The following is a 15,436-nucleotide window of genomic DNA, read 5'->3' on the forward strand; positions in this document are numbered from 1 at the left end:
GTTGCCGTTAAAGTTGGCGCCCGGCGTATAGGTGTACTGCCCGGTGCTGCCATCCAGCGTCAGGGTGCCGTTGGCCGGTTGCGTGCTCACCGTATAACTCAGCGTATCGCCGTCCACGTCGCTGGCTACGATGGTGCCGCTGACCGGCGTATCTTCATCGGTGGCGATCGACTGGTCTGCCGTCACCGGCGCGTCGTTGACCGGCCGCACGCCGATACTCACCGTGCTGGTGGTGGTGCCACCGTTACCGTCCGACACCGTGATAATAAAGCGGTCATTGCCGTTAAAGTTGGCGCCCGGCGTATAGGTATACGCGCCGGTGCTGCCGTCCAGCGTCAGGGTGCCGTTGGCCGGCGGGGTGCCGACGGTATAACTCAGGGTGTCGCCGTCCACATCAGTCGCTACGATGGTGCCGCTGACCGGCGTATCTTCATCGGTGGCAATCGACTGGTCGGCCGTCACTGGCGCGTCGTTGACCGGGCGCACGCCAATGCTGACGGTGCTGGTGGTGGTCCCGCCGTTGCCGTCTGAGACAGTGATAATAAAGCGGTCATTGCCATTAAAGTTGGCGCCCGGCGTATAGGTGTACTGCCCGGTCACCCCATTTAACGTCAGCGTGCCGTTGGCCGGCGGGGTGCCGACGGTATAACTCAGGGTGTCGCCGTCCACGTCGGTCGCCACAATGGTGCCGCTGACCGGCGTGTCTTCATCGGTGGCGATCGACTGGTCTGCCGTCACCGGCGCACTATTGCCTTCCGCAGTGGTCGCAGCAGTGGCAGTAAGCAACGTAGATGAATCGACACCATCCAGAACAGATGAGGCTCTATCGGTAAACAATATGCCCGCAGTATCATAACCAATCGGGGCTGTCACGACATCAGCCGTTAAATCCAGTACCACCGTTGAATTGAAATGCCCGCCACCGCCATCACCGGCTTCGCCAGTGTCATCATTACCGGCGGCGGCTGCCTCTAGCACTTGCGTTGGGTCAGCGCCCTGAGCAATAGCATCTTGTATAGCTGCGACATCATTGGCAACATCTACATTTTTCTGAGAGGATGCGTTACTTACATCGCTCCAGTGGCTATCGCGCCCCAGATCCAGTGTCTTACCATCAGGTAATGTGATTGAAACCGCGCCGTTAGCACCGGTCATCACTTCTTCACCACTGTAAACGCGATCGCCAGCGACTAACAGTCTCTGACTCCCATCAAGCGCGACAACAAAAACTTGCCCAATAACGAATTTAATAACACCAATCACACCGTTCAAAATACTTTCTCCTTGATATCTATAATTATTTTTATGATATTGCGATATTGCAGCTATAGATTTTGACTATCATCCTGATAGGGTTGATTTGCTGTGTGTCGTCCTGACATTTTTTAAAAAAAACGCTACGATAATGCTGCCGTTATGCGTCAAACGCTTGACTCGATGAACGATATAATAAAAAATTCAGAATATTCTTTCCAGAACTTTACTCATTTAGGGTAAGTCTTATTTCTTTCTCTCAATATGCCTTTTGCGATAGAATTAACACACTGATATTAAAGAAATAAAGAAAATAAATTCGTTAAGGGTTTATATAACACTCAAACACTTTAATAGGAATAATCACAAATAAAGTTTTTGTGAAGGAAAACTGCTGATGATGCGTAGATACCGTTTTGTTTTATTACCCTTTATTACCCTTTTTTCCACAGCGACGTATGCCGAGACGATCCAGGAAGCAATAAAAAGCTCGCTCTACACACACCCCGAAGTGAGCGCATCCATTAATAGCCGGTTTTCCGCCGAACACGACTTACGTGCGGCAAAAGGCGGATATCTCCCCTCCATTACGCTGAATGCTGGCGTTGGCCGTGAGGAAACCGATAGTCCCTCAACACGTGCCAGCACCAATAAACGCACGGAGCTCAGTCGCCAGGAATCAAGTATCGCTCTGAATCAGACGGTATTTGATGGTTTTGCCACCTCGAGTGAAGTTGGCAGACAACGTGCCACCGTCAATTCACGCGCCTATAGAGTGTTGAATACCAGTGAAGCAACGGCATTAGATACCGTTCAGGTGTACCTCAATGTACTGCAACGCCAAGAATTCGTCCGCCTGGCAGAAGCCAATCTTGCAAGCCATGAGCGCATTTACGATCAAATAAGGCTGCGCAGCGAGCAAGGCGTTGGGAGATTGGCCGACCTTGATCAGGCTGAAGCCCGTTTAGCACAAGCACGCAACAACGCGCTGACAGAAAAAACCAATCTGGACGATGCCAAAATCAACTACATGAGTATTGTAGGAAAAGTGCCTGAAAATTTGGTTATGCCCGATGCGTCCGCGATAAAACTGCCCCCCTCTTTGGAGGAAGCACAACGCATCATGTTGGCAAATAGCCCGGCACTAAAATCCGCAGAATCGGATATTGAAGCCACTCAGCAGCAGTATGAAACATCAAAATCAACCTTTTATCCACGCCTCAACGTTGAACTCTCTCGCACAATGAATAATAACGTTGATGGGACGCGCGGCCAAAACAATGAGTGGCAGGCGATGCTGCGGATGCGCTACAACCTGTATGAAGGCGGCAGTAGCAAGGCCAGCATGGAATCTAAAGCCTATCAGGTAAAAGAAGCACAGGATGTTCGAAATAATGCCCTCCGCTTGTTGAATGAAGAACTGAAGCTAGCCTGGTCAGCGCTAAACAACTCACGTCAACAGGTTCCGATTGCCGCCGAATACGCTGACCGCAGTATGAAAGTACGTACCGCCTATCAGAAGCAATTTGGTCTGGGAGAAAGAACGTTATTGGACTTGCTGGATAGTGAAAACGAACTGTTCACCGCACAGAGACGCCTGGTCGAGGTTCGCTTCATCGCCCTTTATACCGAATACCGAATCACATCGCGTATGGGAGAGTTATTGAATCGTTTAGCGATCCCAACGCCTGATGCAGGTGTCAGTTTGACAAACGTGACAACCCACGCAGAGTTGCCAAGCCTTAATTAATATATTTCATTAGTCAGCCAGCAATAAATTATGGTTTATATGCGAGGGAATTGCGTTGTGTAAGGGAACGTTCAGTTAAATGAAGTTGCATTCAGTACAAGAGACGAAGGGTTCTGATGAATCGGTCGCCCATGAGTCTACCGTTCATGAACCCATTGTCCATGAAAATAGTGACCCTCGCAGCCGTCATGACGACCCGTTATTGGATAGTTTGCTGATCCTCTGTGCCTTACAGGGGAAATCCGTCAGCCGTACCACACTTACCGCTGGCTTGCCTTTAGCTAACCAGCGATTATCCGTAAAATTGCTCCCAAGAGCCGCAGCTCGTGCAGGGTTGCAAGGGCGCGTTCTCAAACGTTCCCTGAATAAAATTTCTGAGATGTCACTTCCCGCAATGTTGCTGCTACGGGAAGGGGGAGCGGCGATTCTGTTAGGGTGGAACGCCGACGGCAGCGCACGTCTGATGCCCAGTGAAACCGAAGGCGGAGAAATTTCAGTTGAGCATAATATGCTACAACAGAATTACCTTGGCTTAGTGATGTTCGCCCAGCCCCGCCATCAGTTCGATTTGCAAAATCCGTCACTGATCCCTCATACCAAATCCTGGTTTAGAGATACGCTTAAGCTTTCACGCTCGCTCTATCTGGATGCCATCCTTGCCAGTTTGCTGGTGAACATTATCGCACTTGCCACGCCGCTGTTCGTGATGAATGTCTATGACCGAGTTGTACCTAATCAGGCAACGGCGACATTATGGGTGCTGGCAATCGGCGTGACTGGTGCTTTTGTTTTCGATTTAATTCTCAAAACGCTACGCGGCATTTGCCTCGATATGGCGGGCAAAAAAACCGATCTGATTATTTCAGCCACGTTATTTGAGCGCATTACTGGAATGTCGATGAAGGCTCGGCCACCACGAGTCGGTAGTTTTGCGCAAAATATTCATGAATTTCAGTCGCTCAGAGATTTCTTGTCCTCGCTGACGCTGACGACGCTGATCGATTTTCCCTTTACGCTGCTTCTGCTGCTGGTCATTGGCATCATCGGCGGTCCGCTGGTCTGGGTTTCCATACTGGCCTACCCTATCGCCCTGCTGGCGAGCTGGGCGATGCAAAAACCGTTGTCTGCCACGATTGAAAAAACGATGCATCTTGCCAGTGAACGGCAGGCAACACTGATCGAAACGCTAAGCTGCCTGGATGCGATCAAGGTCAACAATGCAGAAAGCGAACGGCAGCACCAGTGGGAACAGACGATTGGCAGTCTGAGTAAGCTGGAAATGCGAGCGAAAGCGTTGTCTTCACTGGCGGTGAACCTGACGCAGTGGTTCCAGCAATTTGCTGGCGTGGCCATGATCGTCGTCGGCGTCTATATGCTAATTAACGGTAAACTCAGCATGGGTGGGCTGATTGCCTGTTACATGCTGAACGGCAGAGCGCTTATGCCGTTAGGTCAACTGTCTGGGCTGGTCAGCCGTTATCAGCAGGCGCGTTTGACGATGCAAACCACCGAACAGATGATGCAACTACCGCAAGAACGTAGCGATAACGAACATCCGCTGAAGCGCGAGAGTATCCGAGGTGGGATCGAATTTCGCGATGTGACGTTCAACTACCCAGAACAAAAAACCAGTTCACTGCAAAACATCAGTCTGACTATCGCTCCCGGTGAGAAAGTGGGTGTAATTGGCCGCAGCGGCTCAGGAAAAAGCTCATTGCAAAAGCTGATCGTGAACCTCTATCAGCCCAACACGGGTAATATTCTGATCGACGGTGTTGATGCCCGCCAGTTGGATGTCAGCGATTTACGCCACAATATCGGCTATGTCCCGCAGGATATTCAATTGTTCAGTGGTTCGCTGCGCAATAACCTCATTAGCGGCGCGCGCTATGTTGAAGATGAAGCCATGCTAAGAGCCGCTGAAATCTCAGGGGTAAACGAGTTTGCACGCCTGCACCCCGATGGCTATAACCTTCAGGTCGGTGAACGAGGCCAACAACTCTCCGGCGGGCAGCGCCAGGCTGTCGCGATAGCCAGAGCGCTATTGCTTGACCCTCCAATTCTGGTGCTTGATGAACCCACAAGTTCGATGGATAACACCAGCGAAGATCGGTTAAAACAAGCTCTCGCCCCCGTTATTGCGGAAAAAACGCTGTTGCTGGTTACCCATCGGGTTTCCATGCTGGCGCTGGTCGATCGTTTAGTGATTGTCGATAAAGGCAAAATTATTGCGGATGGGCCGAAAGCGATCGTGATGGATGCGTTGAAGAAGGGGCAGATCAATGCGTCTCGGTAAATATATCAAACGAATCAAACGGTATTTTGCTGGTGGAGATGAAGAAAACCTGCAAACGATGCCAGAAGTGAGCCGGGCAATGGCTGAGGATTCACCCCGTTCTATTCGCTTCACGCTGTGGGCTATCGGAGCTTTTCTCCTGTTCTTTATTTTGTGGGCTGGGCTGGCGAATATTGATGAAGTCACCCGAGGCGAGGGTAAAGCAATCCCTTCTTCTCGCTTGCAAAAAATTCAGAATCTGGAAGGCGGAATCGTCACGGAAGTATTCATTCGTGAAGGTCAGGTCGTCAATGCTGGCGATCCTTTGCTACGCCTTGATGATACTCGTTTTGCTTCCAATGTAGGAGAAACCGAAGCTGACCGGCTTGCACTGCTGTCACGCGTTGAGCGCCTGAACGCCGAAATCAGCGATAGGGAGCTCATGCTTGCCGAAGAAATAACGACGCAAGCGCCTAAAATTGCAGCAGGAGAACAAGAACTTTATAACAGCCGTCGCCAGCAGCTTCATAATGAAGTATCCGGTCTGGAAGAGCAGTTGATCCAACGTCGCCAAGAACTGCGGGATTTTTCTGCCAAGGAGATTCAATTCCGCAATAGTCTGGGTCTGCTTCAGCAAGAAATTAAAATGTCGGAACCGTTGATTGCAGAAGGCGCAATTTCTAAAGTAGAAGTTTTGCGCCTACGTCGTGCTGAAGTCGAAACCCGTGGTCAGCTCGACTCTGTCAAACTCGCAATTCCCCGAGCAGAATCTGCAATTAAAGAGATCGAGAATAAAATAGAAGAAACCCGCAGTCGTTATAAAAGCGAGGCGTTATCTCAGCTCAGTGAAGCACAAACCAATCTGAATAAAATTGAAGCTACGGGTAAAGCACTGGAAGACAGAGTAAACCGAACGTTGGTCGTCTCCCCCGTTCGCGGTATTGTGCAGCAGGTTCTAGTAAATACCATCGGGGGGGTGATTCAGCCAGGTAGCGATCTGGTGGAAATTGTTCCACTAGATGACAAACTACTGGTGGAAGCTAAAGTTCGCCCTCAGGATATTGCCTTTTTACACCCTGGTCAGGATGCCATAATAAAGTTGACGGCCTATGACTACACCATCTATGGCGGTTTAAAAGGTCAGTTGGAACAAATCAGCCCAGACACGGTAACCGATAAAGAAGGGAACAGCTTTTATATTATTCGTTTGCGGACGGATAAAAATTATTTAGGCTCAGCCGATAAGCCGCTTCTTATCATTCCCGGCATGGTGGCCTCGGTAGATATAATAACGGGAAAGAAAACGATCCTCAGTTATTTGTTAAAACCAATCATTCGGGCAAAAGCAGAAGCACTGCGAGAAAGATAATAAAAAGGCGCTCAACATGCGCCTTTTATCTCTACTCTAAATAATTCGAGTTTCAGGTAGGCGGCAAGAGAAGGAGTCCCGATGAGCTTACTCAAGTAAGTGATTCGGGTGAGTGAGCGCAGCCAACGCACATGCAACTTGAAGTATGACGAGTATATTCCACTAATCAATGCTCATTCATACTGTGATAAATCTGTGTTTGGCTCCGTCCCATCGCTTTAGCCTGATACATGGCGGAATCGGCATTAATTGCTAACGTCAGAGAGTCGGAGCCGTGCTCTGGGTATAATGCAATACCGATACTGCATGATATATCCAGCGTTTTACCATTGATCTCAAAAGGTTTGTTCAAGGCATTATGGATTTTATCGGCAACATAAAGCGTATTATCAATCTCTTTAATACCCTGAAGCAGAATAATAAACTCATCACCGCTACGGCGATACACCGTATCTGAATCACGAACCGCGCCACGCATACGCGCCGCGGCTTCTTTTAATAGCAAATCGCCAACAGCATGTCCGAACGAATCGTTTATCTGTTTAAATTTATCGAGATCGAGGAACATCAGCGCGATTTTTCTGCCAGTTTGCTTAGATAACAGAATCGCCTGTTCCATTTGTTCGGCAAACGTCAGGCCGTTAGCCAATGACGTTAATGAGTCATAATGCGCCAGTTGCCGATAGTGTTCCTCACTCCGCCGCAGCATATCGATGGCATGGTATCGCTCTATAGCGATCGCAATCAGCTGTGCAGATTTCTCTATAGAGAAAATTTCTTCCTCGGTCGGCGCATAGACTTTACGATGGTAAACGCTTAAAACACCTAATATTTCTTTGTTCTGGCCAATGATAGGTTCAGACCAGCAGGAGCGCAGCCCAGCGTATAATGCCAGCCCTTTATATAAGGACCAGTGTGGATGAACTGAAATATCGTCAGCAACTACGCGCTTTCCGGTATAAGCTGCCGTACCAAAAGAAGCCACGCCATCAGCAATTTTTACATTATGAATGGCATTTTTATAGAAACCAGGCAGACTTGGTGCAGATCCAAGCGTCAGACATTTCTTGTCTTTATCGACTAACAGTACAGAGCAAACAATGCGGCCAGGATTTTTTTCCTCAACGCTGAAAATGATCGCATCCAGAATATCTTTCAGCGGTGCACCGCTTGATAACAGTTCCAGCGCACGATTGTATGAATTATCGTGATGTTCCTGCGATTTCCGCTCCGTGATATCTAACTTAATGCCGACATATTGAGTCGTGTTACTCGCTTTATTATATATTTTAACGATATTGGCCTTTTCCCAATACAGTTGCCCATCTTTGCGTCGGTTAACAAACTCACCACTCCAAACATTACCTTTATTTATGGTAGCCCACAGATCTTCATAGACGCTGGCGTTGGTCATGCCAGAGTTTAATATATTCGTTTTTTTGCCAATAACTTCATCCGGCATATAGCCAGACATGGTAATAAACTGACGATTTACGTAAATAATTTCACAATTTTCATCTGCGATCATAATTGAGGCAGGGCTATATTCCATTGCAAAAAATGTCATGTTGAGAAAATCTTGTTTTTTCTGTTCCGTTTTAAACTTTTGTTTAATTTTTCTATTTTTCACAGAAGAAAACAATAACAGCATTAACAGTAAGGTTATTATAATTTCATACACAATAACACTCTCCTCAGGCCCGAGTGGTCCTGATCGTACACATCACAACGCAGATGGCGAAAAATCCCGGCAACAAACCCCTACCCCGCCGATTTTCGGGATCGGTGAATTTCCAGAGAGCAGAAAGGATGAAAGAAAAAACGCTCCATGAAGCAGGAGTATTTAGAAACATAGCAACGTCAGCATAAAGCCCTCGCATATGACTGTGCGCAGATAAAAACAGCAAATTCAAAAGAGTATCTTAATTTAATAGTAGTAATTGTTCGGGTTATAAGCTTTTCTAATGGAATAAAAGAATATTCCTAAAGGTATATGGAGATATATTTTGAACGTCAATTTTTTGTAAGCAAATCAATTATACCAATAAGTATCATTGTTTTAATCAATAAAATCTATCACAAAATGATTTTTGATCGTTAACAGTAAACATTATATTTTTTTATCATTAAAAATCAAATAATTAAAAGAAAAAAATAAAATCATTAACGCAAATGCCTGATGATATATGTCATAATTTGATGCAAAATTTGCGACACCTCTTCCTTTTAGTTTATTGAAACTAAACACTGTTATAACAAATAAAATAAGAATTAAATAACAAAAATAAAACAAAGATAGCATTTTATTTCATGAAGTGAAATGAGAGGTAAGGTTATCGGAGTGGCGAATTTTCACACAACCATGAAGCATTAGAAAACATAATGAGTTGATACGGAAGAAGAAAAGCGACGAGATGTATAGCAGTATTCTAATGATCAAAGTGATATCCCAAACAACAGGTTACCACCTATAGTTCGAGCTTCAACATCTCAAAATTCTCAAATGGCTGGGGACGTGAAAGATAGTAGCCCTGAGCAGCATAAGCATGCGAAGCCTGAACAATCGCCCACTCCTCTCGTGTTTCGATCCCTTCAATCACCACATAATTGCAAAAGCGTGATAGCAACGCGATCAACGCAGGAAAGACAGTGCGCCCTTCACCGCTTTGTTGTAAGAGAATAAAGAGCTCACGCGCAACTTTGATGCAATCATATTGAGCCAGCATCAATGATGAAAAATTCGCCATGCCGCAACCAAAATCATCCAACCATAACGTTTGTGCCTCAGGGAGTTTGGTTAATACTTCTTTCGGCAATCCCCCCTGATTTTCAACCATTTCAAAACGAATCCACGGCATTTCCGCGATCAGGCGTTTGGCTTCCAGATTATTTTGCAACGCCAATAACGTCATGCCATCAATGTTGACAGAGGCAAAAAGATCGTCGCGAGTAAATCGAAAACTCCATTGAGACAAAAGTTGCAGTTGTTCTACAATAATTAACAGGCGGGTATTAACATCAATATTTGCGAAGTATTTTTCAGGAGAGATGAACTTTTGCGGCAGGGTAGGAGAAAAAACGGAAGTCAGTAACTCAATAGCCATTAATTTACCAGATGTTCGATAAATGGGCTGAAAAGTATACCGCCGTTGACATTGTTGCCAGTAATCAGCGTCTAACGGCTCCACGCTTCCCTGTTGGAAAAATCCAGTTCCAAACTGATTAAGATGACCTTCCTGCTGCACTATGAGTTCCGCCATTAAACTGACACTATTAGTTATAAAATTATATCATATGGGCATGCACCGGCATCGACTCTCAAGATGCAAACTTAATCGGCAATACCGATTAAATCGATGTCCATCGATATTACAAAAATAAGTGGTTCAATATCACAACTAAATTTATTTAAATTGTAAATCAATAAATTAAAACCCAATAAACACAGTCATACTGGCTGATTTATGCAGTCTAATGCATACACATAAAACCAATTTAACGAACAGATGGTAATTTTACCCTGTAACCTCACTATTTATATAGTCAATAGGTCGCATGCTGAAGACCTGCGAAAACACATGAAAGCCGCAGAAAATAGCCGCGGGAGAAAGCACGTCAGAGACAACAGAGGCCGGTTCGGCAGTATATTACCCATCAACCATAGTTACGCGTGTCTAAACGAGCGCCAACGGGTATAATCTGCGCCTTATTTATAAGGTAGAAGAACATCATGGCGTTACTCATCACCCATAAATGCATCAACTGTGACATGTGTGAACCCGAGTGTCCTAATCAGGCCATCTCCATGGGCATGGACATTTATGAAATTGATACCACGCTCTGCACGGAGTGCGTTGGTCACTACGACACACCTACATGTCAGAAAGTTTGTCCAATCGACAATACAATTGTCAAAGATCCAAACCATGTTGAAGGTAATGAGCAACTGTGGGAAAAATATGTGCTCATGCACCACGCCGACAGGATTTGAGCATCCAGTCGCGAGTGTCAGCTTTCGATAATCACCGTCGCACAGGCATAGCGTCTTTCGTCAGCCAACGTTACATGTACGTGTCTTACACCTATCTGTTCCGCCAACTCTGCCGCCTTAGCAAAAAATCGCAGACAAGGTTTGCCCAGCTCGTCATTAAAAACTTCAAACTGGTTGAACGCGAGTCCGTTGCGAATTCCCGTACCGAAAGCTTTTGCAGCTGCTTCTTTCACGGCAAAACGCTTGGCAAGGAAACGGACTGGCTGCTGATGCTGCTGATAATGTGCCCATTCAGCATCCGTCAGAACACGGCGAGCCAATCGCTCGCCTGAACGTTCAATAACAGCATCAATACGGGCGATTTCGACAATATCGGTGCCAAGCCCAAGAATCGCCATTAGCGGCGTGCTTCCCGCATCAGACTCTTCATTTCGGCAACCGCCTCCTTCAGACCGCTCATTACTGCGCGTCCGATAATGGCATGCCCGATATTTAATTCGTGCATTTCCGGCAGCGCGGCGATAGGCAGAACGTTATGGTAGGTCAAACCATGACCAGCATTGACTTTAAGCCCTTTCGCAGCGGCGTAAGTCGCCGCATCGCGAATCCGCTCAAATTCATGCTGACGAGCTTCATCATCGGGTGCATCGGCATAGGCTCCCGTATGAATTTCGATATAAGGCGCACCGCTGGCAACGGCGGCATCAATTTGCCGTTTATCCGCATCAATAAATAGCGAAACCAATATGTTAGCCTGGCTAAGTTTGGCTACTGCGTTATCAATTTTTTCCTGCTGCCCCGCGACATCCAGCCCGCCTTCGGTTGTCACTTCCTGGCGTTTTTCCGGCACCAGGCAGCAAAAATGCGGCTTCACTTCACAGGCGATATCCAACATTTCTTCCGTGACAGCCATTTCCAGATTCATACGGGTTTGGAGCGTCTCTCTCAGTATCCGCACATCACGATCCGTAATATGACGACGATCTTCACGCAAGTGTACCGTAATGCCATCCGCGCCAGCCTGCTCCGCAACAAAAGCAGCCTGAACGGGGTCGGGATACGCCGTTCCACGCGCATTACGCAGTGTCGCAATGTGATCGATGTTAACGCCAAGTAACAGTTCAGCCATGATAAATCCTCGATAAAGTCATGCACGATACGTTGGAGTTTACACCGATGTCACAGCGTCGGGGTACTGAGGAGAAGGGATTATTTATCAGAAGAGGTGGATTTGGACACATTAGCAGCAGGAACGAACTGTCGAAACAGTTCACGACTTTTCAACGGTTTTCCCCCCAGATACGGCTTTAACGCGATACGGGTGAAACGCTTTGCTGCCTTTAGTGTTCCAGTATCTGGAAATTCACGCGATGCCAACGAGCGTAACTCGTGTCCGGTAAAGCTTTTATTATCGACAACCAGGCTGGCAATAAATCCCCTTTCTTCTCGATACTGATAGGTCATGGTATCGGCCACGGGCTCACCGCTACCAGCACAATGCAGGAAATCAACGCCGTATCCCAGATAGCCCAGTAACGCTAATTCAAAGCGTCTTAATGCCGGTTCTGGAGAGGCATCCTGTGCAGCAAGGTGTTGTAAGCAGTGGAGATAATCGAAGAAAAGAGCGGAATAATTAGTTTCATGTTCCAGCACACGAGACAGCAGCTCGTTAACATATAAACCGCTATACAGCATCGAACCAGTCAGTGGTAGCGCCAGCGAGACAGGCTCCGCACTGCGTAACGTTTTCACTTCTCCCCGACCACTCCAGCGCACCAACAGCGGAGTGAAAGGCTGTAAGCAACCTTTCAGGTTAGAGCGGCGAGCTCGCGCGCCTTTGGCAAGCACACGAACTCGGCCATCGCTTTCGCTAAACAGATCCAGCAATAAGCTGGTTTCACTATAAGGTCGCCCATGCAAGACAAATGCGCGCTGCCAGCCTTCCATCGGCGTGAACCCTTACAAGTCTTCGCTATAACCCAGGCTACGCAGGGCACGTTCGTCATCTGCCCAGCCGGATTTCACTTTGACCCACAGCTCAAGGTGTACTTTAGCCTCGAACATCTCTTCCATATCCTGACGAGACTCGATACCAATGGTTTTAATTTTGGCACCCTTGTTGCCAATGACCATCTTCTTCTGGCCTTCACGCTCAACCAGAATCAGGCCATTGATGTCATAACCACCACGCTCGTTAGTCACAAAACGCTCAATTTCGACCGTCACGGAATACGGCAACTCTTCCCCCAGGAAGCGCATCAATTTCTCACGGATAATTTCCGATGCCATGAAACGCTGTGAACGATCGGTGATGTAATCTTCCGGGAAGTGGTGCGTTGCCTGCGGTAAGTGCTTACGCACAATACTGGCAATCGTATCAACATTCGTGCCCTTCTCCGCGGAGATTGGGACGACATCAAGAAAGTCCATCTGTTGACTGAGGAACTGGATATGCGGCAGCAGCTTAGTCTTATCCGTGACGTTATCGACTTTATTGATCGCCAACAGCACGGGAAGTTTCTGATCGCGCAGCTTATTCAACACCATGTCATCGTCGTCGTTCCAGTGTGTCCCTTCAACAACGAAAATGATCAGCTCAACGTCACCAATTGAGCTGCTGGCGGCACGGTTCATCAGGCGGTTAATCGCCCGTTTTTCTTCAATGTGCAATCCCGGCGTATCCACATAGATCGCCTGATAAGGCCCTTCGGTGTGAATACCCATGATGCGGTGCCGCGTCGTCTGGGGCTTACGTGACGTAATGGAAATCTTCTGCCCCAGCAATTGATTCAATAACGTCGATTTACCGACGTTTGGTCGACCAACAATCGCGATAAAACCGCAGTGTGTCTGTACTTCGCTCATTCAAGCTCCAGTTTTTTCAACGCTTGTTCAGCCGCAGCCTGTTCGGCTTTACGACGGCTCGATCCTGTACCAATGACCGACTCGCTAAAGCCGCTCACCTGACAGTGGATAGTAAACTCCTGATCGTGTGCTTCCCCACGAACCTGTACCACCAGATAGGTGGGTAGAGGTAGATGACGCCCTTGCAGAAACTCCTGCAACCGCGTTTTCGGATCTTTTTGCTTATCACCGGGACTGATTTCATCCAGGCGCGTTTGATACCAATTCAAGATCAAACGTTCGATATTCAGGATGTCACTGTCGAGAAAAATGCCGCCAATCAGGGCTTCGACCGTATCAGCTAATATCGATTCACGACGGAAACCACCGCTTTTTAATTCACCGGGGCCGAGGCGCAAGCACTCTCCCAGCTCGAATTCACGCGCGATTTCCGCCAGGGTATTACCCCGCACCAGAGTGGCTCGCATCCGGCTCATGTCTCCCTCATCAACCTTAGGAAAACGATGATACAGCGCATTAGCGATCACAAAACTCAGGATGGAGTCACCCAGAAACTCGAGTCTTTCATTATGTTTGCTGCTGGCACTGCGATGTGTCAACGCCTGTAACAAAAGCTCGTACTGCTGAAAAGTATAGCCCAGCTTTCTTTGTAAACGATTTATCAGGATGGGATTCATGTGTTACCAATAGATCAACGATGCGTCAAAAACAGCAGCATACGGAACAGCCCTGCTTACCAATTCGGTCAAAACTGTTTCGTTTGCATTGGCTCCCATGAGGGAGCCTGCCTTTCTGCCCGTCATACTTCGCGTTGCATGCACGTTAGCGATGTTCAAACGATAACGTTTTGCCCTGCAATTCGCATTATTTAGGGCACGTTCTTTCAAAAAGTATTTCAGAAATATTCTACAACGGACAGCATTAGAATGCTGCCTGTATCTTATTTCAGTAATGCTTACTTTGGATTAATGAATGCCACCGATGCGACTCAAACGTACGCCAGTAGGCCATTCACCTTCCTGCTTCTCAAAGCTCATCCAGATAGCAGTCGCTTTACCGACCAGATTTCTCTCCGGTACGAAGCCCCAATAGCGACTATCCAGACTGTTATCGCGGTTATCACCCATCATGAAGTAGTGTCCTGCCGGAACAACCCATGTAGCAAGTTGCTGTTGCGATTGCTGATAATAACCACCAAGCTGATCCTGCTGGCCGGGTACTAGCAAAATATTATGCGTGACATTGCCTAATGACTCTTTGCGCGCGCCCATGCGAACGCCATCTATACTGTTGTCATTGGCAGGCACCTGATAGAAACCGCCACGCGATTCACCACCAGGCTGGTTAAAAGTCTGAACAAAATCGCTAGGCTGCACATGGCTGTATGTAACCGCCAGTGCTGTATCACACGCCTGCTGCCCCTGACAGGATGGACGAATCGTTACCTGCTTAGTTATTGGGTTATAGCTGACGCGATCGCCCGGCACGCCAACCACGCGCTTGATGAAATCTACCTTAGGGTCGGACGGATATTTAAACACCACCACATCACCGCGCTTCGGGTGTCCCGTTTCGATCAGCGTTTTTTGCGTGAAGGGTTCTTTAATGCCATAGGCAAATTTCTCCACCAGAATAAAATCACCGATCAACAGCGTCGGCATCATCGAACCGGATGGAATCTGAAACGGCTCATAAATAAAGGAGCGCACAACCAATACCAGTGCCACTACCGGGAATACGGACGCGATGGTTTCGATCCAGCCGGGTTGTGGAACGGCTTTCGACGAAACCGCACCATCAGCCAGATCGGCACCGCTCATGGCGACAAATTTTTTCCGGCGAGCCGGAGCCCAAACGAAGCGCTCTAAACACCAGACAATCCCCGTGACCAGCGTCACCAATGCCAAAATTACGGCAAACATATTGGCCATG

General features: G+C 47.6%; 13 protein-coding genes. 4 read left to right on the forward strand and 9 right to left on the reverse strand.

Annotation, left to right across the window (positions count from 1 at the left end; genetic code table 11):
- Positions 1-1,263, reverse strand: a 1,263-nt coding sequence (locus EDI29_RS17925) for a retention module-containing protein (protein ID WP_241664969.1), incomplete at its 3' end; no start/stop codon positions are given.
- 388 nt (positions 1,264-1,651) lie between these two features.
- Between EDI29_RS17925 and EDI29_RS17930 the strand changes: the two genes are divergently transcribed.
- The 3 genes from EDI29_RS17930 (at position 1,652) to EDI29_RS17940 (ending at position 6,648) form a co-directional block, all read left to right on the forward strand.
- Complete coding sequence (locus tag EDI29_RS17930) at positions 1,652-3,004, forward strand: TolC family outer membrane protein (protein WP_137741989.1); 1,353 nt, start codon at positions 1,652-1,654, stop codon at positions 3,002-3,004.
- Positions 3,005-3,083: 79 nt separating this feature from the next.
- Complete coding sequence (locus EDI29_RS17935; protein ID WP_137741990.1) at positions 3,084-5,300, forward strand: type I secretion system permease/ATPase; 2,217 nt, start codon at positions 3,084-3,086, stop codon at positions 5,298-5,300.
- Positions 5,287-6,648 carry an HlyD family type I secretion periplasmic adaptor subunit gene (locus EDI29_RS17940; protein WP_137741991.1) on the forward strand — a complete coding sequence of 454 codons (1,362 nt, stop codon included), beginning with the start codon at positions 5,287-5,289 and terminating at the stop codon, positions 6,646-6,648. The genes EDI29_RS17935 and EDI29_RS17940 overlap by 14 nt, the downstream gene beginning before the upstream one ends.
- A 166-nt stretch (positions 6,649-6,814) precedes the next feature.
- Here the strand turns inward: EDI29_RS17940 and EDI29_RS17945 are convergent, their stop codons facing one another.
- Positions 6,815-8,329, reverse strand: a complete 1,515-nt coding sequence (locus EDI29_RS17945) for a sensor domain-containing protein (RefSeq protein WP_107170767.1) — start codon at positions 8,327-8,329, stop codon at positions 6,815-6,817.
- Positions 8,330-9,116: 787 nt separating this feature from the next.
- The gene (pdeH, locus tag EDI29_RS17950) at positions 9,117-9,908 is read right to left on the reverse strand and encodes a cyclic-guanylate-specific phosphodiesterase (protein WP_137741992.1); all 792 of its coding nucleotides are present in this window, start codon (positions 9,906-9,908) and stop codon (positions 9,117-9,119) included.
- A gap of 470 nt (positions 9,909-10,378) precedes the next feature.
- Here pdeH and EDI29_RS17955 point away from each other — a divergent pair, with 470 nt between their 5' ends.
- Positions 10,379-10,639, forward strand: coding sequence for a YfhL family 4Fe-4S dicluster ferredoxin (locus EDI29_RS17955; RefSeq protein ID WP_039293116.1), 261 nt, complete (start codon positions 10,379-10,381; stop codon positions 10,637-10,639).
- A 17-nt stretch (positions 10,640-10,656) separates the two neighbouring features.
- Here EDI29_RS17955 and acpS read toward each other — a convergent pair whose 3' ends face one another.
- The 6 genes from acpS to lepB form a co-directional block, all read right to left on the reverse strand.
- The gene (gene acpS / locus EDI29_RS17960) at positions 10,657-11,037 is read right to left on the reverse strand and encodes a holo-ACP synthase (protein WP_107170768.1); all 381 of its coding nucleotides are present in this window, start codon (positions 11,035-11,037) and stop codon (positions 10,657-10,659) included.
- Positions 11,037-11,768, reverse strand: coding sequence for a pyridoxine 5'-phosphate synthase (gene pdxJ / locus EDI29_RS17965; RefSeq protein ID WP_137741993.1), 732 nt, complete (start codon positions 11,766-11,768; stop codon positions 11,037-11,039). Before pdxJ ends, acpS begins: the two co-directional genes overlap by 1 nt.
- Positions 11,769-11,848: 80 nt before the next feature.
- Positions 11,849-12,586: a DNA repair protein RecO gene (recO, locus tag EDI29_RS17970; protein ID WP_137741994.1), complete on the reverse strand. Its 738-nt coding sequence runs from the start codon at positions 12,584-12,586 to the stop codon at positions 11,849-11,851.
- A gap of 12 nt (positions 12,587-12,598) precedes the next feature.
- The gene (era, locus tag EDI29_RS17975; RefSeq protein ID WP_107170771.1) at positions 12,599-13,504 is read right to left on the reverse strand and encodes a GTPase Era; all 906 of its coding nucleotides are present in this window, start codon (positions 13,502-13,504) and stop codon (positions 12,599-12,601) included.
- Positions 13,501-14,181 (reverse strand): ribonuclease III, encoded by a 681-nt coding sequence (gene rnc, locus EDI29_RS17980; protein ID WP_012822897.1) that lies wholly within the window; start codon positions 14,179-14,181, stop codon positions 13,501-13,503. The genes era and rnc overlap by 4 nt, the downstream gene beginning before the upstream one ends.
- Positions 14,182-14,469: 288 nt before the next feature.
- The gene (lepB, locus tag EDI29_RS17985) at positions 14,470-15,435 is read right to left on the reverse strand and encodes a signal peptidase I (protein WP_137741995.1); all 966 of its coding nucleotides are present in this window, start codon (positions 15,433-15,435) and stop codon (positions 14,470-14,472) included.
- Position 15,436 lies beyond the last annotated feature (1 nt).

The sequence above is a fragment of the Pectobacterium polonicum genome, assembly GCF_005497185.1.
Taxonomy (GTDB): domain Bacteria; phylum Pseudomonadota; class Gammaproteobacteria; order Enterobacterales; family Enterobacteriaceae; genus Pectobacterium; species Pectobacterium polonicum.

Coding starts and splice junctions, on each gene's coding strand:
- pdxJ (WP_137741993.1), bottom strand. CDS start 11,768: ATGGCTGAACTGTTACTTGGCGTTAACATCGATCACATTGCGACACTG.
- pdeH (WP_137741992.1), bottom strand. CDS start 9,908: ATGGCGGAACTCATAGTGCAGCAGGAAGGTCATCTTAATCAGTTTGGA.
- EDI29_RS17930 (WP_137741989.1), top strand. CDS start 1,652: ATGATGCGTAGATACCGTTTTGTTTTATTACCCTTTATTACCCTTTTT.
- EDI29_RS17955 (WP_039293116.1), top strand. CDS start 10,379: ATGGCGTTACTCATCACCCATAAATGCATCAACTGTGACATGTGTGAA.
- era (WP_107170771.1), bottom strand. CDS start 13,504: ATGAGCGAAGTACAGACACACTGCGGTTTTATCGCGATTGTTGGTCGA.
- rnc (WP_012822897.1), bottom strand. CDS start 14,181: ATGAATCCCATCCTGATAAATCGTTTACAAAGAAAGCTGGGCTATACT.
- recO (WP_137741994.1), bottom strand. CDS start 12,586: ATGGAAGGCTGGCAGCGCGCATTTGTCTTGCATGGGCGACCTTATAGT.
- lepB (WP_137741995.1), bottom strand. CDS start 15,435: ATGGCCAATATGTTTGCCGTAATTTTGGCATTGGTGACGCTGGTCACG.
- EDI29_RS17940 (WP_137741991.1), top strand. CDS start 5,287: ATGCGTCTCGGTAAATATATCAAACGAATCAAACGGTATTTTGCTGGT.
- EDI29_RS17935 (WP_137741990.1), top strand. CDS start 3,084: ATGAAGTTGCATTCAGTACAAGAGACGAAGGGTTCTGATGAATCGGTC.
- acpS (WP_107170768.1), bottom strand. CDS start 11,037: ATGGCGATTCTTGGGCTTGGCACCGATATTGTCGAAATCGCCCGTATT.